Here is a 22,485-nt window from a genome sequence, read left to right as displayed (position 1 = left end):
CGGCCTGCGGCCGCGTCCTCAAACTCCCCCAGCTACCGCTGGGAGGTGCCCCCAACGGGCTGATTTGTTGCCCGGAACGGACCCTGAACGTCCCCTCCGGCGGGAGGGGGTGGGGCTGGAGGGTGAGGTTCTGGAACGCGGTGCGAATTCGGGGCACTCAATACGGGAGACCCGCACCGCACCGCGTTCCAGGTCCCCAGCCCGGAAGACCCACCCCCGGCACCCACCACAACCCAAGCCCGGCCGGCGCTTGAGGCCGCCCGCCGCAGGCGCAAACAACCCGCACAAGGCGCCGAGCCCGCCAAACCCGAGCCCGGCCGGCGATTGAGGCCACCCGAACCCCAGCCACAAACAGCCGCACCCAGCGACAACCCCGCCCCCACCCCACAGTGGACTAGACCTTTCCCACCCCACACGCGACACTACAGACGTGAAACACGTCATCGCCCTGGACGTCGGCGGCACCGCCATGAAAGCCGCACTCATCGGTCCGGACCACCAGCTCCTGCACGAAGCCCGCCGCCCCACCCGCCGGGGCGAGGGCCCGGACGCGGTCGTCGGCGGCATCCTGGACCTCGCGGCCGAGCTGCACGCGACGGGGCGGGAGAAATTCGGGCAGGCGGCGGAAGCGGCCGGCGTGGCCGTGCCCGGGATCGTGGACAGCGAGGCCGGCACCGCCGTCTACTCCGCGAACCTCGGCTGGCGCGACGTCCCGCTGCGCGACCTGCTGCGCGAGCGCCTGGGCGGCGGCACCCCCGTGGCCCTGGGCCACGACGTCCGCACGGGCGGCCTCGCGGAGGGCAGGATCGGCGCGGGCCGGGGCGCCGACCGGTTCCTGTTCGTCGCCCTCGGCACCGGCATCGCGGGAGCGATCGGCATCGACGGCCGGATCGAGCAGGGCGCGCACGGCTACGCGGGCGAGATCGGCCATATCTCCGTACGTTCCGGACCGGACGCCCCGAAGTGCGGCTGTGGCGGCCTCGGCTGCCTGGAGACCGTGGCCTCGGCGGCGGCCGTGAGCGCCGCGTGGGCGCGGGCCACCGGCGACCCGGCTGCCGACGCCGCGGGCTGCGCGGCGGCCGTCGCGGCCGGCGACCCGCGCGCCCAGGCCGTGTGGCAGCAGGCCGTCGACGCCCTCGCGGACGGCCTCGTCATCGGGCTCACCCTCCTGGACCCCCATACGCTGATCATCGGTGGCGGGCTCGCCGAGGCCGGGGAAACGTTGTTCACGCCGCTGCGCGCCGCCGTCGCGGAGCGGATCACCTTCCAGAAGACTCCCCACGTCGTCCCGGCGGCGCTCGGGGACGCCGCCGGCTGCCTGGGCGCGGGCCTGCTCGCCTGGGACCTTCTCTCCACCGATGCCACGGAGGTATCCGCCTGATGGTCGAACGAACGGTTCTCGCCGGTGCCCGCGTGGTCCTGCCGTCCGGCGTGGTCGAGAACGGGCGGGTGGCGGTCGAAGGCCGGCGGATCGCCGCGGCGCCGCCCGCCGACGCCCCGGGCCTCGACGCCGGCGCCCCGGTCCTCGACCTCACCGGCCACTGGATCGTCCCCGGCTTCGTGGACATGCACGTGCACGGCGGCGGTGGCGCGTCCTTCTCCTCGGGCGACGCCGAGGAGGCGCTCACGGCCATCCGCACGCACCGCGCGCACGGCACGACCACGACCGTCGCCTCCACGGTCACCGGCGGCCTCGACGACCTGGCCCGGCAGGCGGCCGTCCTCGCGGAGCTGACCGAGCAGGGCGACCTGGCGGGCATCCACTTCGAGGGCCCGTTCATCTCGCCGCACCGCTGCGGCGCGCACCAGCCGGGGCTGCTGCGCGACCCGGACCCGGCGGACGTGCGCAAGCTGATCGACGCGGCACGCGGCGCGGCCCGCATGATGACCCTCGCCCCGGAGCTCCCCGGCGGCCTGGAGTCCGTCCGCCTGCTCGCGGACGCGGGCGTCGTCGCGGCGGTCGGCCACACGGACTCCACGTACGAGGCCACGCTGGAGGCCGTCGAGGCGGGCGCGACGGTGGCCACCCACCTCTTCAACGCGATGCCGTCCCTGCTGCACCGCGCGCCCGGCCCCATCGCGGCGCTCCTGGAGGACGAGCGGGTCACGGTCGAGCTGATCGACGACGGCACGCACCTCCACCCCGCCGCCCTCCAGCTGGCGTTCCACAGCGCGGGCGCGGACCGGGTCGCGTTCATCACGGACGCGATGGGCGCGGCCGGCATGAACGACGGCATGTACCCGCTCGGCCCCATGCGCGTCGAGGTCAAGGACGGCGTCGCGCGGATCGCCGACGGGCCGACGGCCGGTTCGATCGCGGGCTCCACGCTCACGCTCGACACCGCCTTCAAGCGCGCGGTGACCGTCGACGGGCTGCCGGCCGAGGACGTCGTACGGGCCCTGTCGGCGAACCCGGCGCGGCTGCTGGGCGTCGACGACCGCGTCGGTTCCCTGGAGGCGGGCAAGGACGCGGACCTCGTCGTCCTCGACGCCTCCTACGACCTGGTGGGTGTCATGCGCAAGGGCGAATGGGTGGTTAGGCCCGAAGTGCGGTAGTTCACCGCGCCCTTGACGGGAGTTCGCACCGCGGCGGCGCGTCCGAGGTCTGGGCGCGCCGCCGCAGTTTTGGCATGATCGCTCGCGCAGCCGTTCACAGAGCCGTCATGCCGCCGTAAACGCGGTCCCCGGTCAAACGCCGTCCCCGGTCATGGGAGAGAGCCGCCGATGATCCTCACGGTCACGCTCAACACCGCGCTCGATCTGACCTACCGCGTTCCGCGTCTGCAGCCGCACACCTCGCACCGTGTCACGGACGTCACCGAGCGGGCGGGCGGCAAGGGCCTCAACGTCGCGCGCGTCCTCGCCGCGCTGGGCCACTCCACCGTGGTCACCGGCTTCGCCGGGGGCGCGACGGGCGAGACCGTGCGCCGCCTCCTCGCCGAGGGCGCCCCCGCCGCGGGGAACCTCACCGACGCCCTCGTCCCCGTCCTCGGCCCCACCCGTCGCACGGTCGCCGTCGTCGACGCCGCCACCGGCGACACGACCCAGCTCAACGAACCCGGCCCCGCGATCTCGCCCGAGGAGTGGGCGTCCTTCACCGACGCCTACGCCCGCCTCCTGCCCGAGGCCGCCGCCGTCGCCCTGTGCGGCAGCCTGCCGCCGGGCGTGCCGGTCGGCGCGTACGCCCATCTCGTACGGCAGGCGCGCGCGCTCGGCGTGCCCGTACTCCTCGACACCAGCGGCGAACCGCTGCGCCGGGGCATCGCCGCCCGCCCCGACCTGGTCAAGCCCAACACCGGCGAACTCGCCGCCCTCACCGGCTCCACCGAACCGCTGCGCGCCGCCCTCGACGCCCGGCGCCGGGGCGCCCACGCGGTGGCCGCGACCCTGGGCGCCGACGGCATGCTCGCCGTCACCCCGGAGGGCACCTGGCGCGCGGTCCCGCCGCGGCGGCTGACCGGCAACCCGACCGGCGCGGGCGACTCCGCGGTCGCGTCCCTCCTCGCCGGCTGGGTCGAGGGCACCCCCTGGCCCGAGCGCGTGGCCCGCGCCGTGGCCCTCGCGGCGGCGACCGTGCGGGCGCGGGCGGCGGGCGAGTTCGACCGGAAGACGTACGAGGAGCTGCTGCCGAAGGTCTCGGTGACGCCGCTGTAGACCGGCACGGAACCCCTCACCAGCAAGGGAGTTGCCCCGCATGCCCCTGACCCGTACCGCCGATCTCGTCGCCGCGCACAAGGCCGTGATCGCCTTCAACGTCATCACCGTCGAGCACGCGGAGGCGATCGCCACGGCCGCGGAGGCCGCCGGCTCCCCCGCCGTCCTCCAGATCTCCGAGAACGCCGTGAAGTACCACGGCGGCGCCCTCGCCCCCATCGCCGCCGCGACGGCGGCGGTCGCCGCGTCCTCGACGGCCCGCCTCGCCCTGCACCTGGACCACGTCGAGGACGACGCCCTGCTGCGCGAGGCGCACGCCCACCCCTTCAGCTCGGTGATGTACGACGCGTCGAAGCTCCCGTACGGCGAGAACGTCAAGGCCACGGCGGAAGCGGTCCGTTGGGCCCACGAACGCGACCTGTGGATCGAGGCGGAGCTGGGCCGCGTCGGCGGCAAGGCGGGCGACGCCCACACCCCCGGCGTCCGCACGGACCCCGCGGAAGCGGCCGCCTACGTGGCCGAGACCGGCGTGGACGCCCTCGCGGTCGCGGTCGGCAGCACCCACGCGATGTCCACCCGCACGGCCACCCTCGACCACACCCTGATCGCCACCCTCCGGGACGCCGTTCCCGTCCCCCTGGTCCTCCACGGCTCCTCAGGCGTCCCGGACCCGGAACTCCGCCGGGCGATCACCGCGGGCATGAGGAAAATCAACGTGGGCACGGCGCTGAACGTGGCCTTCACGGGGGCGGTACGGGCCTTCCTGGAAGCCCATCCGTCGACGACCGACCCGAGGAAATACCTGACCCCGGCGCGAGCGGCGATGACGGAGACGGTGCGCCATTTCCTGGAGGCGGTAGGCCGGCCGGACGGCCCCTGACCGGGCCCGTCCGCACCGACGAAAGAAGGGCCGCCCCCACAGCAGGGCAGCCCTTCTCCGTCACAAAAGGCGCGTCAGCCTCAGACGTTCACGCCGAAGTCCTGGGCGATGCCCACCAGGCCCGACGCGTAGCCCTGGCCCACCGCGCGGAACTTCCAGTCCGCGCCGTTGCGGTAGAGCTCGCCGAAGACCATGGCCGTCTCCGTGGCCGCGTCCTCGCTGAGGTCGTAGCGGGCGATCTCGGCGCCGCCGGCCTGGTTGACGATGCGGATGTAGGCGTTGCGGACCTGGCCGAAGTTCTGGCTGCGGTTCACCGCGTCGTAGATGGAGACGGGGAAGACGATCTTCTCGACGTCGGCCGGGAGCGCGGCGAGGTTGACGTTGATCGACTCGTCGTCGCCGTCGCCCTGGCCGGTGGTGTTGTCACCGGTGTGGACGATGGACTGGTCCGGCGTCGACTTGTTGTTGAAGAAGACGAAGTGGGCGTCGGAGTAGACCTTGCCCGCCGGGTTCACGGCGATCGCGCTCGCGTCGAGGTCGAAGTCCGTGCCGGTGGTGGTGCGGACGTCCCAGCCGAGGCCGACCGTGACGGCCGTCAGGCCCGGGGCCTCCTTGGTGAGGGAGACGTTGCCGCCCTTGGACAGGCTTACAGCCATGGGAAAGGTCCCTTTCTGATGGAATCGCTGCGATGGCGGCCGCGGGGTCGCCGTCACTCTTGATAACGCCCTCCGGGGGACCCAGGGTTCCAGTCAGCTTTACTTTCTTTGCCATTTCCTGATGGGGCGTCGCCGGGGACGGCCCGGCCCGGCGCAAAACGGGGTGACGGTCCGCCCCGGGCGCGGGATCATGGGGGACATGTCCGGTCCCCATGTCATCCGCGGCTCCGTCTGCCTCCCGGAGTCCGAGCTCATGTGGCGTTTCTCGCGCTCCTCGGGCCCCGGCGGCCAGCACGTCAACACCAGCGACAGCCAGGTCGAGCTCCGCTTCGACCTCGCCGCCACCGACGCGCTGCCCCCGGTGTGGAAGGAGCGCGCCCTCGCCAGGCTCGCGAGCCGCCTGGTCGGCGGCGTGGTGACCGTACGGGCGTCGGAGCACCGCTCCCAGTGGCGCAACCGCGAGGCCGCGGCCGTGCGGCTGGCCGCGCTCCTCGCCGAGGCGTCCGCGCCGCCGCCCCGGCCGCGGCGGCCCACGAAGATCCCGCGCGGCATCAACGAACGGCGGCTGCGCGAGAAGAAGCAGCGCGGCGACACCAAGCGCGGCCGCTCCGGGCGCGATTGGGGCTGAGCCCCGCGGGACTCACGGAAGCCCCGCGAGGCGGTCTCAGGCCAGCCGCCGGTAGCGCCCCTTGAAGTACGTCAGCGGCCCGCTCTCCGTGCTCGGCGCGTGCGCCGTCAGCACCCGGCCGATCACCAGAGTGTGGTCCCCCGCCTCGACCCGCTGCTCGGTCCGGCACTCCAGGACGGCCAGCGCGCCCCGCACCAGCGGGGCCCCCGTCCGCGCCCCGCGCTCGTAGGGGATGTCCTCGAACAGCAGCCGGTCGCTGATCCGGCCCTTCATCGCGAAGCGGCCCGCGATGTGCCGCTGGCTCTCGGCGAGGACGGACACCGCCCACAGCGGCTGCCGTTCCAGAAGGTCGTCCATGCGGGAGCCGTTGCGAACGCTCACCATCACGAGCGGCGGTTCGAGGGAGACGGACAGGAACGCGGTCGCCGTCATCCCGACGTCCTCACCCTGCGGCCCGTCCTCGGCGTCGTGGGCGGTCACCAGCACGACGCCCGCGGCGAGGCGTGCGAGGGCGGCCCGGAACTCGTCGGCGCTCACCCCTTCAGCATGGGGTATGGCGGTCTCGTGGGGCGAAGTCGTCTGCAACACGCTGTGCACGCTAGCCGCCGCGCCCTTCCCCCGCATCGGGCTTCAGGACCAGGTGGGTCCTAGGTCGCCGGCGCTGCCTCCCGGGCAAGAAATCCCCGGCCGGCCGGGGATCCTCGCGCTCCGCGACCGATTCGCGCCAAAGCGTGGCCGATTACCTTTCGGCAGTCATCCGATTCGCCTCCGGATGGCGTCCATATGGGTGCCGTATGGGTTTCGGATTTGCGTTCACGAAGCATAAGAGCGCGCTCGAACGCCAGTGGCCGGACTTCCTCACCCCCTGTGACATGAATCACAGAGGGCGCTAATTGTTGACCCTGTGTACCGAGTGGTCAGCTCGCTGTGATTCAGTGGCCGTGATAAACGGACGACAAGAAGCCTGGAGTTGCTGTCGAGGTCTCGGGGGAGAGCGAAGATGGAGACCGAGTCGGAGCCGTACGTCCGCCTTGCGACCTTGCGGGGATTGCATCAGGTGGTTGCCGATCTGAACACGGCACGTAGCCTCGCGGACACCTTGCAGACCGTCGCGGACGGCATCATCGCCGGCCTCGGCTATGAGCTTTCGGCGGTCAATCTCGTGCGGCCCGACGGGGATCTCGTCGTGGCCGCCGTCGCGGGCAGCGCACACGCCGAGGCCCTGATGGCCGGGCGGGTCGGTTCCCGGGTCTCGTGGGAGCGCCGGCTCGCCATGGCGGACCAGTGGGGCTCGCTGCGCTTCATCCCGTACACCGAGGGCTGGGTGCTCGACGACGACGACGTGCCTCAGTGGCACACCGCCGGGCCCGCCCCGCGCTTCCCGGACGAGTGGCACCCCATGGACCGCCTCTTCGCCCCGATGTACACGGCGGGCACCGCCGGAGGCGAACTCCTCGGCGTCATATCCGTCGACCGGCCGCGCAACGGACGCCGCCCGGGGGCCTGGGGCCGGGAGGCCCTCCAGATGTACGCGTTCCAGGCCGCGATTGCGATCAGCAACGCCCGGCTCCGCGCAAACATGCAAAGGGCACTCGTCCGCTTGGAGCGCGAGCAGCAGGCGCTGCGCGCGAGTGAGGAAAGCTTCCGCCAGGCTTTCGAGTACGCGCCCAGCGGCATGGCCATCGCCGAGATGGGCGGCGATCAGCACGGGCGGCTGCACCGCACCAATGACGCCCTGTGCCGCCTTCTGGGCCGGTCCGCCTCGCAGATGCGCCGCTATTCCTTCTCCGACCTCGTCCACCCCGAGGACATAGGCACCCTCCTGCGCACCTCCGCCGAGGGCGGCCGGGCCGAACTCCGCCTCGGCCGCCGCGACGGCAGTTATGTCTGGGTCTCGCTGCGCAATTCCGTGGTGGCCGACGCCGCCGACGGCCCGCGCTATCTCCTCACCCACGTCGAGGACATCGAGGAGCGCAAGCGCCACGAATTGCAGCTCGCCCACCGCGCCAGCCACGACTCCCTGACCGGCCTGCCCAACAGCGCCGAGCTGCGCGCCCGCCTCAGCAGCCGGCTGTGCGGCACCCCGGCCCGCGCCGAGGAGCACGCGGCGGTCGCCCCCTACGGCTCCCTCGACGGCTTCGACGAGGTCGAGAGCGCGGCATACGGACAGCAGCAGTACGGGCACGGCTTCGGCTCCGACCTCGGGCCGGACTTCGCCCCCGATTTCGCCGCCGACTACGCCTCCGACTTCGCGCCCGACAGCGCCACCGGCGAATTCGGCGCCGAACACGGCGGCGCGCCCTATCCGGGGCACGTGCACACCGTCGCGCCCGACGAGGACTCCGAGGACGACGGGACCAAGGGCCTGGCCGTGCTCTTCTGCGACCTCGACGGCTTCAAGTCCATCAACGACCGCTTCGGGCACCACACGGGCGACGCCGTCCTCATCGAGGTCGCCCGGCGGCTGACCGAGGGCGTGCGCGAGGGTGACACCGTGGCCAGGCTCGGCGGCGACGAGTTCGTGGTCCTCGCCGACGGTCTCGGCCAGGCGGACGCCGAGGACCTCGCGGTCCGGCTGCGCAACGCGATCATCCCGCCGATAAGGGTCGACGGCCGCGCCGTACGCGTCGGCGCGAGCTTCGGGATCGGCTGGGCGGGCTGCGGGATGTCCGCCGACGAGGTGCTCCGCTCCGCCGATCAGCGGATGTACGTCGAAAAACGGTCACGTGCCAAGGCGGGGCGCCGGGCAGGCTGAGGTCCGGACCACGGCGTAGGCCCATGATTACCGGGTAGGCTGCGCCGAATGCGGCCACCGCCGCCGACGTGAATCGATCGTGAAAATTGGCCATCCGGACCGCGTGGATGCCCGGGCCGCCCCGGCTCGGCAGCTGCGGTCCGGGGCGCTCGCGCACGTGAGCGCCGGTGGGCACCATGTTGGGAGTGACAGGGGATGACGGCCGGTAATAACGGTTCGGGAACGCCGGAGGGCGACGACCCGTTCGCGCACCTGTACCGCTCGGAGGGTGGTGACGGGAGCCCGGAGAGCGGCTCCGCCGCGCCCCAGCCCGGCGTCCCCCGCACGTCCTACCACCAGGTCCGCACGGTGGGCTCCCGGCAGTACGGGCAGCAGAACCAGACGTACGGCGGCCAGCAGCCCCCGCACCAGCCCGCACCGCACTACGCGGCCCCCGAGACGCTCCCGGGCGGCACCCCCCGCCAGCCGGGCCCCCCGCCCGGCGGCCACGGCGGCCCCCAGCGCCCGAAGCGGCGCGGTCTGCTCGTCGCCGCCATAGCCGTTGTCGTGGTGGTGGCGGGCGGCATCGGCGCGGCGATGATCACCAACAGCGGCGGCGACTCGAAGACGAGCGCCGACGGCGGCGACAGCAAGCCGAAGCCGCAGGACAGCGGGAAGCCGAAGGAACCGAAGAAGGACGAGCCGACCAATTCCTCGGCGGCGGGGCTTCAGCAGCGCGACGCGGCGACCCTCAACCTCTCGGGAGGCGCCACCACCGAGAAGACGGTGAAGGGCGCGCAGGCCGACGGTGGGCTGTATATAACCGGCATGAACCAGGTCGGTGCCGCCGTCGAGTGGAAGGTGGAGGTCGACTCGGACGGCGAATACCGCCTCGACGCCCGCTACGGCGTCCCCGGCACGGACGCCAACCTCACCATCACCACCAACGGTCAGCGTGAGTCGCGCCCCATCAACATGAAGAACTTCGGCGGCACGAAGGACTGGGAGAACGGCTGGAAGGGCACCTGGTCCCTCATCCAGCTCAAGAAGGGCCCGAACTCCATCAAGCTCTCGTGCGAGCAGGGCAATTCGTGCGACGTCCACCTCGACCAGCTCTCGATCAGGAAGAACAGCTGACGGCGCTCCGCTGAGTGAACGGCCGGAGGAGAGTTCCCTTTTTCTTCCGGCCCGGTCGGCTTCGCCCCTCTCGGGGTGGCTGCCGCACGGCGTACCGCGACGGAACGCGTTTCGGCTCTCCCGGCGTGCGGTGACAGGACCGCCGCCCAGGCCCGCCGTCACCTCCACGCAGCGCACGGACCCGGTTGCACCCCTGCCGAGGGCCCGCCCCGCCCCCCTGAACGAGCCGGGAGGGTACACACCCGCGAACACCTCGGCACACAGGCCACCCCCCGCCCCCGCCCCGTAAGCCGGGCTCCGGCCGCAGAGTTGGGGTGCTCCACGGCGGGTACGTAGTACCCAAGGAGGGGAATCCCGTGGAGACAGGACATACGCACCATGGACGACGGCGACTCACTCGACCGCATCCTCGCCGCGGCGATCGGCGACCGGGATCGGGAGTACGAGCGCTGCCCGGACTGCCGGCTTCCGTTGAAGGTGGTCGTCGTCGCGGCGAATCCCGGCGACGCCACCTCGCCGGCGATCGTCCGCGGCGTCTGCCCCGACTGCCCCGCAGGAGCGATCACCGTCGCCCCATGACACCCCTGGCGCTCGCCTGCCCGAACTGCCAGAACATGATGCAGCAGATGGGCAACGGCGTGTACAAGTGCTGGAACTGCGGATACACGAGCACGGGCTGATCTCCCCCCGGCGCGGCCCGGCACCGCACGCCGCCCCGGGGCCTCCGCGCGCCGCTCGCCGGGCGGCCGCCGAGGATGCGGGCCGGGCGGAATGCGGCGATGCTGGGTGCGTCAGCGTTCCGTGAGGAGGACAGCCATGTCCATGCTCGACAAGCTCAAGGGCCTGCTCAAGGGCCATGAGGACACAGCGCGGCAAGGCGTCGAGAAGGCCGGTGACGCCTTCGACGCGAAGACACAGAACAAGTACCAGAGCCAGACCGACACGGTCCAGCAGAAGCTCAACGAGCAGCTCGGCAACCAGCCGCCGACGGACGAGCAGCGGTAGTCCGCACGTCCGCCGACCGTATACGGTCGCAATGCCGGGCACGGTGGCGTTGCGGCCGCGGCCCGCGCCCCGAAGAAGCCGGCGCGCCTCCTGAAGGGCACGCCTGAGGCAACACCTGAGGACGCGCCGCCCACGGGAGCCTCCGGCCGGCTCGGCTGAGCGCGCCCCGCCGTCGAGGCCGTCGAGCGTCCCAGCTCCGGCCACCCCGCACCACATCGAAGCCGCCCCGGGCACCCACCGCCCGGGGCGGCTTTCGCATGCCCTTTTTACGGAAGTCCCCATTCCGCCACCCCAGGCGCTCGCGTAACAAACCCCCCACCCAGTTCACCGCATAGCGGAACCAAACAACCGCGTTTCGGAGAACGGGAGATCAATTCCTTGTTGCGCCCCTGTCAATGACGCCGCATCAGTGGCAGAGTCTCTTCTCAATTCGCTCCTGCACCACACGTGCACCAAAGGGCAGTCGTACACCCGCCTGCCCTAACCCCCCTCATAGGAGACAGAGTTGAGAAGCATCACCTCCACCTCCCGCAAGAACACCCTGCGTGCCGCCGCCCTCGTCGCCTCGGCCGCCATGGTCGTCATCGGCGTGCAGAGCGGCTCGGCGACCGCCAAGACGGACCACCAGAACGGCGCGCAGGCGCTCGCGCTCTCCGCGGGGCAGCGGTCGGCCGCGATCAAGACCGCGCAGACGGAGGCGGGAAGCACCGCCGCGAAGATCGGTCTCGGCGGCAAGGAGAAGCTGGTCGTCCGCGACGTCATCAAGGACGTCGACGGCACGGTGCACACCCGCTACGAGCGGACGTACGAGGGTCTGCCGGTGCTCGGCGGCGACCTGGTCGTGCACGAGCGCAAGAGCGGCTCGCGCAGCGTCGACAAGGCGACGGACGCCGAGATATCCGTGCCCACGACGACGCCCTCGCTCGCCCCGTCCGCCGCGAAGAAGAGCGCGCTGAGCGCCTCCGCGGACGAGAAGAACGCCAAGACCGACAGCCAGGCCCCGCGCAAGGTCGTCTGGGCGGCGAGCGGCAAGCCGGTCCTGGCCTACGAGACCGTGGTGACCGGCGTCCAGAAGGACGGCACGCCGAGCAAGCTGCACGTCATCACCGACGCGTCGACGGGCAAGAAGCTCTTCCAGCGCGAGGCCATCGAGACGGGCACGGGCACCAGCACCTACAGCGGCAATGTCCCGCTGACCACGACGAAGAGCGGTTCGGGCTATGAGCTCACCGACGGCTCGCGCGGCGGTCACAAGACGTACGACCTCAACCAGGGGACGTCCGGCACGGGTTCGCTGTACACCAACTCCACCGACACCTGGGGCGGCGGCCGTCAGACCGCGGGCGTCGACGCGCACTACGGCGCGGCCGTGACCTGGGACTTCTACAAGAACGTCCTCGGCCGCACGGGCATCAAGAACGACGGCAAGGGCGCCTACTCCCGCGTCCACTACGGCGACAACTACGTCAACGCCTTCTGGGACGACGAGTGCTTCTGCATGACCTACGGCGACGGTGAGGGCAACAGCCACCCGCTGACCTCGCTCGACGTGGCCGCCCACGAGATGAGCCACGGCGTCACCTCGGCGACGGCCGGCCTGAACTACAGCGGCGAGTCCGGTGGCCTCAACGAGGCGACCTCGGACATCTTCGGCACGGCCGCCGAGTTCTACGCCAACAACGGCACCGACAAGGGCGACTACCTCATCGGTGAGGCCATCAACATCAACGGCAACGGCACCCCGCTGCGCTACATGGACAAGCCGAGCAAGGACGGCTCGTCGAAGGACTACTGGTCGTCCAGCCTCGGCAACGTCGACGTCCACTACTCCTCCGGCCCCGCCAACCACTTCTTCTACCTGCTGTCCGAGGGCAGCGGCACGAAGACGGTCAACGGCGTGACCTACAACAGCCCCACCTACGACAAGTCCAAGCTGGCGGGCATCGGCCGGGACAAGGCCACCAAGATCTGGTACAAGGCTCTGACCACGTACTTCACCTCCACCACCAACTACAAGGGCGCCCGCGCGGGCACGCTGAAGGCCACCGCGGACCTCTACGGCGCCACCAGCGCGGAGTACAAGGCGGTCGCGGCCACCTGGACCGCGATCAACGTCAAGTGATCCGCCCCTGGTGAACCCCACACCCCTCCCGTGACCCCATCGGACCGCGCTCCCACCGCCCAGGAAGGCGGGGGCGCGGTCCGGTGCGTGCGGGCCCCGGACCGCGCGTTTACGCGTACACCTCCCGGCCGTGACACCATCGAAGCGTGATCGACCTCGGCTACTCGCTTTCGCGCCGCTTCCCCGACCCGCCGCAGACGGACTACCGCACGGCGGACGTGCGGACGCTCCGGCACGACCTCTTCTGCGGTGACGTCTATCTCGCGGACGTGAAGACCGACCGCGAGCTGTCCACAGCCTGGGGATGGGTGCCGGTCCTGGACTTCGCCTGGGCGCTGTGCGACGTCCTCGAACAGGTCGACCAGGACCCCCGGGGCAACCGCTCCTCGGTCCCGCAGTACGCCGAGCTGGACTTCACCGAGTCGACCGACCGGATGCTCTTCGCCCGGCGCTTCGGCTGGGTGGAGGTGGAGGCCGACTGGATGCCGGCGGACGAGCCCCCGCTCAACTTCAACCACCGGGCGCTGCGGCGCGAGGCCCGGGACTTCCTGCACGATCTGATCGCGGACCTGTCGGACATGCACGAGGGCCTCGCCGACAACCCGGTGATCTGGAACCTCCAGGCCCGCTTCCCGCGCGTGTGAACCGCCGCTCCTGAGCCCAGCCCCCCTCCGCGGGAGTCACCCGAGCGGCGCCTCCACCCGGACGCCTATCTGCGCCGCGAACGCGGGCGCGAGATCGAGCAGTTGGGACGGGCTGATGACCGCTCCCGAGAGCCGCTCGACGCCCCGGGCGATGTCCAGCTCCCCGGCCTCGCGCAGATCGACGTCCGTCATCCGGGCGGCCGTGAAATCGACGCGCCGCAGCGCGCAGTCACGGAAGACGACCCGCTCCAGGACCGCGCCGCCGAAATCCGCCTCGGAGAGCACACAGCCCTCGAAGGTGACGTCCTTCAGCCTCGCCTCGCGCAGATTCAGGTAGTCGATCTTGCCGCCGCGCACCAGGACCCGCTCCAGGACCGCGCCGTGCAGCTGCGTGCCGCCGAGCCGGGCGTCGCGCACCTCGACGTCGCGCAGCGTGGCCTCCGCGAGATCCGTGCCCACGCCCCGGACGCCGTCCAGGACGCAGTCCAGGAACCGCGCCCGGCCCAGCCGGGCCTCGTCCAGCGCGCAGCGGTGTATCCGGCAGTCCATGAAGCGGCCGCCCCGCGCGCTCTGGCCCGCTAGGTCCGCCTCGGTGAAGTCCAGCCCGTCGTAATCCCCCTCCGGCTCCAGCCCGGGTCCCTCGTACGGCCGCAGCGGTGGCAGCCGTACCTCTGGGAGTCTGATCGTCGGGGCCGCCTCGCGTGGCCTCGCCCTGCCCTGTGCCCTGTCGCCCCTCACCATGCGTCCACGGTGGCACATGGCACTGACAACGCCCCTGACCTGGGTGTCCGGCCTCACCACCGGCACCCTGCCCGAGGAGGAGCACCCATGCACGCGATCCGGCTGCACGCCTTCGGCCCCGCGGAGAACCTCACGTACGAGCACGCCGACGACCCCGTGCCGGGCCCCGGCCAGGTGCGGATCGCGGTCGCGGCGGCGGGGGTCCACCTCGTCGACACGACCTTGCGGCAAGGGCGGGCGAAGGGACCGCACAAGCCGCCCGAGCTGCCCGTGATCCTCGGGCACGAGGTCGCGGGCACGGTCGACGCGCTCGGCGCGGGCGTGGATCCCGCGCTGCTCGGCCGCCGCGTCGTCACCCACCTGGGCCAGGTGCCGGGAGGCTACGCGCAGCTCACGCTCGCCGACGCGGACAAGCTGCTCGACATCCCCGAGGGGCTCGCCGACGATCACGCCGTGACCATGGTCGGCACCGGCCGCACCGCTCTCGGCATCCTCGCCCTGGCGGAACTGACCAGTGAGAACGTGGTCGTGGTCCTGGCCGCCGCGGGCGGCGTCGGCACGCTGCTGGTGCAGCACGCGAAGCGCGCGGGCGCCAAGGTCGTCGGCCTCGCGGGAGGGCCCGCGAAGGTGGAGCGCGTGCGGGAGCTGGGGGCCGACGTCGCCCTCGACTACACGGACCCGGCATGGCCGGAAAGAGCCCGTACGGCGCTCGGCGGGCGGGCCGCGACCGTCGTCCTCGACGGGGTCGGCGGGGACGCGGCCCGGGCCGCCGTCGGCCTGCTGGGGCGCGGGGGACGGCACCTCAGCCACGGCTGGACGGCGGTCCCGGCGAGCCCGGGGCCCGTCGCGGCGTTCACCCCCGAGGAGCTCGCCGCGCGGGGCATCACATCGCGTTGCGTGCTGGGGCAGCCGATGGCGGAGCGGCTCGGGGGGCCGGCCGGCATGCGCCGTGCGCAGGCCGAGGCCCTGGCCCACGCGGCGGCCGGGCGGGTGGCTCCGGTCGTCACGCGCTTCCCGCTGGCGGAGGCGGCCGCGGCGCACCGGGCGCTGGAGTCGCGCGGGACGGTGGGCAAGGTCGTGCTCGTCCCCTGACCCCTCGCTCCCCCTCCGTCCCAGGGGCGCGTTCGCGTCTCCCGGAGCGCTTCCGTCCGGAAATCGGGGGCGAAAACAAGCCGCTCCACGACGGGCGGACGTCCCCCATCGGGCCTAGTCTGGATGGCGCGCGTGAGCGCATAGGTATACGCGCCGCGCACCACCGCATACGCACCGAATCGGACGCGAGAGCAGGTTCCGATGAGCTTCAGGAATACGGGCCCTATACCTCCCCCATCCGCCACTCGGACCGCATCGGACCCCCGCCGTTGGTGGGGTCTGGTCGTCATCGGCACAGCGCAGCTCATGGTCGTCCTCGACGCCACCATCGTGAACATCGCACTGCCGTCCGCGCAGCGCGCCCTCCACATGTCGGACGGCAACCGGCAGTGGGTCATCACGGCCTACACCCTCGCGTTCGGCGGTCTGCTGCTGCTCGGCGGCAAGATCGCGGACCTGGTCGGACGCAAGCTCACCTTCATGACCGGGCTCGTCGGCTTCGCCGCCGCGTCCGCGCTCGGCGGCGCCGCGCAGAGCTCGGGGATGCTCTTCATGTCGCGGGCGCTCCAGGGCGCGTTCGGGGCGCTGCTGGCGCCGTCCGCGCTGTCCCTGCTGACCACGACGTTCACGGACGTGCGCGAGCGCGCCAAGGCGTTCGGCATCTACGGCGCGATCGCGGCCGGCGGCTCGGCGATCGGGCTGATCGCCGGCGGCCTGCTGACCGAGTACCTGAACTGGCGCTGGTGCCTGTATGTGAACACCCCGATCGCGATCCTCACCTTCCTGGGCGCCGGGGCGTTCCTGCACGACGACCGCCGCCGTGGCCAGGGCAGGCCGCGGCTGGACATCCCGGGCGTGCTGCTGGGCTGCGGGGGCCTCGTGGCGATCGTCTACGGTTGCAGCGAGGCCGAGCCGCGCGGCTGGGGCGACGCGCGCGTGCTGGGGCTGCTGACCGGCGGCGCCGCGCTGCTGTGGCTGTTCACCTGGTGGCAGAAGCGGGCGCCGAGCCCGCTGCTCCCGCTGCGCATACTGCGCGACCGCAACCGCGCGGGTTCGGTGCTGACGATGGCGCTCGCGGTCATCGCCATGTTCGGGATGTTCCTGTTCATGACGTACTACCTCCAGGTCGTGTGCGGTTACTCCCCGGTGAGGACGGGCCTGGCCTTCCTGCCGATGACCGCCGCGATCGTCACCGGCTCCACGCAGATCTCCGCGCGGCTGATGACCCACGTACCGCCGCGCGCGCTGATGGCACCGGGCGCGCTGCTGGCGGCCGGCGGGCTCTTCCTGCTGACCTTCCTGCCGGTGCAGCCCGCGTACGTCTCGCACGTCCTGCCGTCGGAGATCATGGTGGGCCTCGGCATGGGTCTGATCTTCATGCCGGTGATGGCCACCGCGACCTCGGGGGTGGCACCACGGGACTCCGGCGTCACGTCCGCGACGGTCAACACCGCTCAGCAGGTGGGCGGTTCGATCGGCACGGCGCTGCTCAACACCATCGCCACATCCACCAGCGCCACGTACGTCGCGGACCGCCTGCGGGCAGGCGGACGGCTCACCCCGGCCGCCCGGGACGCGATCGTGAGGGCGGGCGTGGTCCACGGCTTCAACGTCGCCATCGGCGTGGCCTCGGGCATCATGCTCCTCGCCGCCGCGACCAGCACCCTCCTGGTCACCACGGCCGCCCCCAAACACACCGCGCCCCCGCCCCCCGAACAGTCGGAGGCCGAGGCCCGCCACCACCTGCACGCCTACGAACCGGGCGAGCCGCCTGCCTGATCCGGCGAACTCCCCTGGCGCCGGGGGAAATCCCTTCGCTCCGGCGTCCGGCGGATCCGGAAGAGCCCTCGGTGAATGCGGGCGCGCATCGAGGGCTGTCGGGCGGCATGGCTCAACGCCGTCGGGCAGAACGGCGGATGGCCCGCCCCCTCACCGCACCACCAGCAGTTCCCGCGCCGTGTTGTTCAAGCGGCGGCCCGCCGAGTCCGTGCAGACCACAATGTCCTCGACACGGACCCCGAAGCGGCCCGGGAGATAAATGCCCGGTTCGATCGAGAAGCACATTCCCGGGCGCAGCGGGAGGTGTTCGCCCTCGACCAGATAGGGCGGTTCGTGGGTGGTCACGCCGATACCGTGGCCGGTGCGGTGGATGAAGTATTCGCCGTAGCCCGCGGCGCGGATGACCTTGCGGGCCACGCGGTCGATCTCCTGGCACGCCACGCCCGGCCGTACGGCCTCGAAGGCCGCCTGCTGCGCCTCGCGCACCACGTCGTGCACCTTGCGCTCCTCGGCGGTCGGCTCGCCCACGTGGACCGTACGGGTGGTGTCCGAGCCGTAGCCGTCCATGAGGCCGCCGAAGTCCATGACGACCATGTCGCCGTCCTCGATGACCTGGCCGCCCGCGTCGTGGTGCGGGTTCGCGCTGTGGGGGCCCGCGCCGACCACCGTGAAGTCCACCTGGCTGTGGCCGTGTTCGCGCAGCAGCCGCGCCAGGTCCGCCGCCACGTCCCGCTCGCGCCGCCCCGCGAAGCGCAGCCGCACGATGTCCTCGTACGCGGCGTCCGCCGCCGCGCCGGCCGCCGCGAGCCGCTCCACCTCATAGGCGTCCTTGACCGCGCGCAGCATCGGCAGCAGCTCGGTGAACGCGCCGAAGCTCACGCCCGGGCAGGCCCGCTGGAAGGCCAGCAGGTGCAGCGCCCAGGCGCTGTCCGAGACGGCGTAGCGGCCCCGCGGGTCCAGCAGCGGGGCGAGCGCGGCATACGGATCCTGGCCGTCCGTCCAGCCCGTGATCGTCAAGGCGTGGGCGCCCGGGGCCCGTTCGGCGTCGGGCGCCTCCAGCGCCGGGAGGAGCAGCTGCGGGCGGCGGCCTGCTGCCAGCAGCAGCGCGGTGAGCCGCTCCGTGGTGTGCGGGCGGTAGCCCGTCAGCCAGGTGAGGTCGGGGCCCGGCGTGACCAGCAGGCCGGCCAGCCCCGCCGCGGCGGCCGAGACGGCGGCGCGCTCCATGCGGGCGGCCAGGACCTGGGATCCCTCGGCCGTCCCGGCGGCCGAGGGGGCGGGCTCAGCGGCATCGCTCATGAAGGCAGCGTAATCCGGACGGAGGCGGTCGGCAGCGATTTCTCTACCCCACGGGTGAGAGCCCCTCATCCGCCCGGATGAGAAGCACCCCGACCCAGGACCGATTTCCCCCTGATTTCGTTGTGGAGGGGATTCCCGCGCCCCTAGCGTGTTGACGCCCGAACTGAACTCATTCCGTTGTCGTTCTTCCGCCGGGCAGCGCTGGACCATAGTTGAAGGAGCACCATGTTCCGACGGATCGGGCGGTTCGCCGTCCACCGCCCTTGGCTGACCATAGCGGGCTGGATCATCGCGGCTGTGGCACTCGCCATGCTCGCCCCTGGTTTGAAGTCGACAACCGATGAAACGGAATTCTTGCCTTCGCATTACGAGTCCGTACAGGCCGGGAAACTTCAGGAGAAGGCATTCCCGCAGACCCAACAGCCCTCCGCGATAGCCGTGTTCCAGCGGACCGACGGCGGCAGGCTCACCCAGCCCGACAAGGACGCCGTCGCCCGGATCACCCAGGGCCTGGACGCCAAGCACCACAAGGGCATCGCCAAGGTGGCGACCAACCCGCAGGCCGTGTCGCCCAACGGTGAGATAGCCCTCGCCAATGTCATCGCCGTCGACCGCAACTCCCAGGACAGCACCGTCCCCGACGCGGTCAAGGACCTCCGCTCGGATGCCAAGTCCCTGCTCGACGGCACTCAGTTGAAGGTGGGCTTCACCGGCCAGGCGGCCACGGCGCTCGACGCCAAGGAGTCCTCCGGCGACACCGACTCCATGATCATGTCGGCGACCCTCCTCCTGATCGTCATCCTGCTGCTCGTCATCTTCCGCAGCCCGCTGATCGCCCTGCTGCCCGTACTGATCATCGGCGTCGTCTTCTCCGTCGCCCTCGGACTCATCGGCACCGTCGCCCACCTCGGCGGGCTCAAGGCCGACAACTCCATATCCGCGATCCTCATCGTCGTTCTCTTCGGCGTCGGCACCGACTACATCCTCTTCCTCCTCTTCCGCTACCGCGAGGAGCTCAGGGCCGGCGAACAACCCAAGAACGCGCTGGTCAACGCCGTCGCCCGGGTCGGTGAGACCATCGCCTCCGCCGCGGGCGCCGTCATCGTCGCCTTCCTCGCCCTGCTGCTCTCCACCATGGGCATGATGCGCGCGATGGGCCCGTCGCTGGCGATCTCCGTCGGCGTGACCCTCGTGGCCGCCCTCACCCTCGTGCCGGCCGTCTTCTCCCTGCTCGGCACCAAGGCGTTCTGGCCGTCGAAGTCGTGGAAGAAGAAGCCGCGCAACCGCGTCGCGAACGGCCTCGGCTCCGCCGTCGCCCACCGCCCGGGGCTCATCGGGGCCGTCTCCGCACTGGTCCTCGCGGTGCTCGCCATCGGCACGTTCAGCTTCAAGGCCGAGTTCGACACCGACAGCCAGCTGCCGCAGAAGCTGGAGTCCGTCCAGGCGATGAAGGACCTCCAGCGGGGCTTCTCCGCCGGCCAGTCCGACCCGGCGATGGTCTACGTCCAGTCCAAGGACGCCGCCCCGCTCGACAAGGGCGCCCTGGACACCTACCGCGACAAGCTCGCGAAGCTCGACGGGGTCGGCTCCGCCGCGCTCACGGCCACCAGCCCCGACCGCACCGTCGCGCAGTACAGCGTCGTCCTGAAGTACCGCCCCACCGAGGACAAGGCCATCGAGCTGGCCGGCGGCTCGCTCCGCGACGGCGCGCACGCGGCCGCGCCCGAGGGCACCCGGGCCGTCGTCGGCGGCACCTCGGCCGTCCTCTCCGACGTGGAGAAGGCCGTCACCCACGACTACACGGTCGTCTTCCCCGTCGCCGGCCTCGCCATCATGATCATCCTGGGGCTGTTGCTCCGCAGCCTGGTGGCGCCGCTCTATCTGATGATCTCCGTCGCCCTGGGCTTCGGCGCGACGCTCGGCGCGACCGTCTGGCTCTTCCAGGGCGCGCAGCACAAGAGCGGCCTGCTGTTCATGCTGCCGATCATCGTCTATCTCTTCGTCGTCGCCATCGGCACCGACTACAACATCCTCATGGTCGCCCGCCTGCGCGAGGAGGTCCGCCGCGGCGTCCCGGCCCGCGAGGCCATCCGCACGGCCGTCTCCCGCTCGGCGCCGACGATCTCCTCCGCGGCGGTCATCCTGGCGGGCACCTTCGGCGTCCTGATGCTGGCCGACAACTCCATGCTCCAGCAGATGGGCTTCGCGGTCGCCTTCGGCATCCTGCTCACGGCCTTCATCATGGCCATGCTGCTGGTCCCGACCGTGACCTCGCTCCTCGGCCACAAGGCGTGGTGGCCGGGCCACCAGGACGCGCCCCGCGCGGAGCCGGCCACCGGCCAGGCGCGGGTGTCCGCGTACCGGACCACGGACGAGGAGGTACGGAGCTGACGCGTACGCTCCCGCAATGACATCGGCCCTCCGTGAGAGATCACGGAGGGCCGATCCACGCGCTGTACGGCGCTGACGCGAGCCGCCTGTCGGATTCGAACCGACGACCCTCGCTTTACAAGAGCGACGCTCTGGCCAACTGAGCTAAGGCGGCACGACGCACGCGGGCTGCGCCCACGAACGCTGCCCCACTCTACACAGCGCCCCCTCCGACCAGCCACAGAGTTGCCACGGCCCCGGGCGGCCGGAAGACCGCGCGCGAAGGTTCCGCCCGCTCGCCTGCTGACAACCGCCCCGTCCACAGGTAGCGTCACCGGCAACCCCGTCCAATTGGACTGGACCACTCCTTTTACTCGGATCGTCCGGCACGTTCCTGCCGGTGAGGGGATCTCGAACCATGGCTACGGTCACGTACGACAAGGCGACCCGGATCTACCCGGGAAGCGACAAGCCCGCCGTCGACCAGCTCGACATCGCGATCGAGGACGGCGAGTTCCTCGTCCTCGTCGGGCCCTCCGGCTGCGGCAAGTCCACCTCGCTGCGCATGCTCGCGGGGCTGGAGGACGTCAACGGCGGCGCGATCCGCATCGGCGACCGCGACGTCACCCACCTGCCGCCCAAGGACCGGGACATCGCGATGGTGTTCCAGAACTACGCTCTCTACCCGCACATGACCGTCGCCGACAACATGGGCTTCGCCCTGAAGATCGCGGGCGTCAACAAGGCGGAGATCCGGCAGAAGGTCGAGGACGCGGCCAGGATCCTGGACCTCACGGAGTACCTCGGCCGCAAGCCCAAGGCGCTCTCCGGCGGCCAGCGGCAGCGCGTGGCCATGGGGCGCGCGATCGTCCGCGAGCCGCAGGTGTTCCTCATGGACGAGCCGCTGTCCAACCTCGACGCCAAGCTGCGCGTCCAGACCCGCACCCAGATCGCCGGGCTCCAGCGGCGCCTCGGCATCACCACGGTGTACGTGACCCACGACCAGGTCGAGGCCATGACCATGGGCGACCGGGTGGCCGTGCTCAAGGACGGCCTGCTCCAGCAGATCGACACCCCGCGCAACATGTACGACCGCCCCGCCAACCTCTTCGTCGCGGGCTTCATCGGCTCCCCCGCCATGAACCTCGTCGAGGTGCCGATCACCGACGGCGGCGTGAAGTTCGGCAACAGCGTCGTGCCCGTCTCCCGCGAGGCGCTCTCCGCCGCGGCCGACCGGGGCGACCGCACGGTGACCGTCGGCGTCCGGCCCGAGCACTTCGACGTGGTCGAGCAGGGCGGCTCCGCGCCGTCCCTCGGCAAGGAGGCCCCCGCCGGCCTCGCGGTCACGGTCAACGTCGTCGAGGAACTGGGCGCGGACGGCTATGTCTACGGCACGGCCGAGGTCGGCGACGACCGCAAGGACCTCGTGGTCCGCGTCAGCGGCCGCAACGTCCCGGAGAAGGGCGCGCTCCTGCGGGTGGTTCCGCGGGCGGGCGAGCTGCACGTCTTCTCGACGTCTTCGGGGGAGCGGCTGAGCGACTAGGGATGGCGGGGGGGGTGGGGTGCGGGTGGGGTGCGGGTGCGCTGCCGAGTGCGGGCCGGTGTGCCTGCGGCGCTCTTTCCCCAGCCCCGCCCCTTCCCGACTGGGGCTGCGCCCCAGACCCCGCAACACGGCTTCGCCGCGTTGTCCTCAAACTCCCCCAGCTACCTCCCCCAGACTCCGTCCGGGGGTGCCCCCAGAGGTGCC

General features: G+C 71.7%; 19 protein-coding genes and 1 tRNA gene. 15 read left to right on the top strand and 5 right to left on the bottom strand.

The genetic code is table 11. The features are described from left to right. The first annotated feature begins 430 nt into the window (after positions 1-430). The 4 genes from ACZ4A5_RS30195 (at position 431) to ACZ4A5_RS30180 (ending at position 4,534) form a co-directional block, all read left to right on the top strand. Complete coding sequence (locus ACZ4A5_RS30195) at positions 431-1,381, top strand: ROK family protein (protein WP_467591148.1); 951 nt, start codon at positions 431-433, stop codon at positions 1,379-1,381. Beyond that, entirely contained in the window at positions 1,381-2,556 is a 1,176-nt protein-coding gene (gene nagA, locus ACZ4A5_RS30190; protein WP_467591145.1) for an N-acetylglucosamine-6-phosphate deacetylase, read from the top strand. The genes ACZ4A5_RS30195 and nagA overlap by 1 nt, the downstream gene beginning before the upstream one ends. 168 nt (positions 2,557-2,724) lie before the next feature. Next, positions 2,725-3,654 (top strand): 1-phosphofructokinase family hexose kinase, encoded by a 930-nt coding sequence (locus ACZ4A5_RS30185; protein ID WP_467591142.1) that lies wholly within the window; start codon positions 2,725-2,727, stop codon positions 3,652-3,654. A gap of 40 nt (positions 3,655-3,694) precedes the next feature. Then, positions 3,695-4,534 carry a class II fructose-bisphosphate aldolase gene (locus ACZ4A5_RS30180; RefSeq protein WP_467591139.1) on the top strand — a complete coding sequence of 280 codons (840 nt, stop codon included), beginning with the start codon at positions 3,695-3,697 and terminating at the stop codon, positions 4,532-4,534. An 80-nt stretch (positions 4,535-4,614) separates the two neighbouring features. Here ACZ4A5_RS30180 and ACZ4A5_RS30175 read toward each other — a convergent pair whose 3' ends face one another. Further along, positions 4,615-5,190: a TerD family protein gene (locus ACZ4A5_RS30175; protein ID WP_467591136.1), complete on the bottom strand. Its 576-nt coding sequence runs from the start codon at positions 5,188-5,190 to the stop codon at positions 4,615-4,617. A 199-nt stretch (positions 5,191-5,389) separates the two neighbouring features. Between ACZ4A5_RS30175 and arfB the strand changes: the two genes are divergently transcribed. Further along, positions 5,390-5,818, top strand: coding sequence for an alternative ribosome rescue aminoacyl-tRNA hydrolase ArfB (gene arfB / locus ACZ4A5_RS30170; RefSeq protein WP_361524244.1), 429 nt, complete (start codon positions 5,390-5,392; stop codon positions 5,816-5,818). A 36-nt stretch (positions 5,819-5,854) separates the two neighbouring features. Here the strand turns inward: arfB and ACZ4A5_RS30165 are convergent, their stop codons facing one another. Next, complete coding sequence (locus ACZ4A5_RS30165) at positions 5,855-6,406, bottom strand: flavin reductase family protein (protein ID WP_467591132.1); 552 nt, start codon at positions 6,404-6,406, stop codon at positions 5,855-5,857. Positions 6,407-6,818: 412 nt separating this feature from the next. Between ACZ4A5_RS30165 and cdgB the strand changes: the two genes are divergently transcribed. The 6 genes from cdgB to ACZ4A5_RS30135 all read left to right on the top strand — a co-directional run bounded on the left by cdgB (position 6,819) and on the right by ACZ4A5_RS30135 (position 13,460). After that, complete coding sequence (gene cdgB / locus ACZ4A5_RS30160) at positions 6,819-8,573, top strand: diguanylate cyclase CdgB (protein ID WP_467591129.1); 1,755 nt, start codon at positions 6,819-6,821, stop codon at positions 8,571-8,573. 195 nt (positions 8,574-8,768) lie between these two features. After that, positions 8,769-9,689 carry a carbohydrate-binding protein gene (locus tag ACZ4A5_RS30155; RefSeq protein ID WP_467591126.1) on the top strand — a complete coding sequence of 307 codons (921 nt, stop codon included), beginning with the start codon at positions 8,769-8,771 and terminating at the stop codon, positions 9,687-9,689. 378 nt (positions 9,690-10,067) lie between these two features. Further along, positions 10,068-10,268: a hypothetical protein gene (locus ACZ4A5_RS30150; protein WP_467591123.1), complete on the top strand. Its 201-nt coding sequence runs from the start codon at positions 10,068-10,070 to the stop codon at positions 10,266-10,268. A gap of 237 nt (positions 10,269-10,505) precedes the next feature. Continuing rightward, on the top strand, positions 10,506-10,694 hold the full coding sequence (locus ACZ4A5_RS30145; protein ID WP_398868174.1) for an antitoxin: 189 nt from the start codon (positions 10,506-10,508) through the stop codon (positions 10,692-10,694). A gap of 574 nt (positions 10,695-11,268) precedes the next feature. Next, the gene (locus ACZ4A5_RS30140; protein ID WP_467591151.1) at positions 11,269-12,816 is read left to right on the top strand and encodes a M4 family metallopeptidase; all 1,548 of its coding nucleotides are present in this window, start codon (positions 11,269-11,271) and stop codon (positions 12,814-12,816) included. 146 nt (positions 12,817-12,962) lie between these two features. Next, positions 12,963-13,460, top strand: coding sequence for a hypothetical protein (locus ACZ4A5_RS30135; protein ID WP_467591120.1), 498 nt, complete (start codon positions 12,963-12,965; stop codon positions 13,458-13,460). A 36-nt stretch (positions 13,461-13,496) separates the two neighbouring features. Here ACZ4A5_RS30135 and ACZ4A5_RS30130 read toward each other — a convergent pair whose 3' ends face one another. After that, the gene (locus ACZ4A5_RS30130) at positions 13,497-14,201 is read right to left on the bottom strand and encodes a pentapeptide repeat-containing protein (RefSeq protein WP_467591118.1); all 705 of its coding nucleotides are present in this window, start codon (positions 14,199-14,201) and stop codon (positions 13,497-13,499) included. Between the two features lie 87 nt (positions 14,202-14,288). Between ACZ4A5_RS30130 and ACZ4A5_RS30125 the strand changes: the two genes are divergently transcribed. Continuing rightward, positions 14,289-15,293: a zinc-binding dehydrogenase gene (locus ACZ4A5_RS30125; RefSeq protein ID WP_467591116.1), complete on the top strand. Its 1,005-nt coding sequence runs from the start codon at positions 14,289-14,291 to the stop codon at positions 15,291-15,293. A gap of 201 nt (positions 15,294-15,494) precedes the next feature. Further along, positions 15,495-17,072: an MFS transporter gene (locus tag ACZ4A5_RS30120; RefSeq protein WP_467591114.1), complete on the top strand. Its 1,578-nt coding sequence runs from the start codon at positions 15,495-15,497 to the stop codon at positions 17,070-17,072. Between the two features lie 150 nt (positions 17,073-17,222). On the opposite strand, the gene ACZ4A5_RS30115 is transcribed toward ACZ4A5_RS30120, so the two are convergent. Further along, a complete protein-coding gene (locus tag ACZ4A5_RS30115; protein WP_467591111.1) occupies positions 17,223-18,368 on the bottom strand; it encodes a M24 family metallopeptidase in 1,146 nt (381 codons plus the stop codon). A 225-nt stretch (positions 18,369-18,593) separates the two neighbouring features. On the opposite strand from ACZ4A5_RS30115, the gene ACZ4A5_RS30110 reads away from it, so the two are divergent. Beyond that, positions 18,594-20,759, top strand: a complete 2,166-nt coding sequence (locus ACZ4A5_RS30110; protein ID WP_467591108.1) for an MMPL family transporter — start codon at positions 18,594-18,596, stop codon at positions 20,757-20,759. A gap of 80 nt (positions 20,760-20,839) precedes the next feature. Here the strand turns inward: ACZ4A5_RS30110 and ACZ4A5_RS30105 are convergent. Further along, positions 20,840-20,913, bottom strand: a tRNA-Thr gene (locus ACZ4A5_RS30105). A gap of 243 nt (positions 20,914-21,156) precedes the next feature. On the opposite strand from ACZ4A5_RS30105, the gene ACZ4A5_RS30100 reads away from it, so the two are divergent. Beyond that, the gene (locus ACZ4A5_RS30100) at positions 21,157-22,281 is read left to right on the top strand and encodes an ABC transporter ATP-binding protein (protein WP_467591106.1); all 1,125 of its coding nucleotides are present in this window, start codon (positions 21,157-21,159) and stop codon (positions 22,279-22,281) included. Positions 22,282-22,485 lie beyond the last annotated feature (204 nt).

The organism is Streptomyces sp. NPDC025618, from assembly GCF_055558795.1.
The sequence above is the reverse complement of the archived record's forward strand: the minus strand, read 5'-3'. Positions and strand labels throughout refer to the sequence as shown.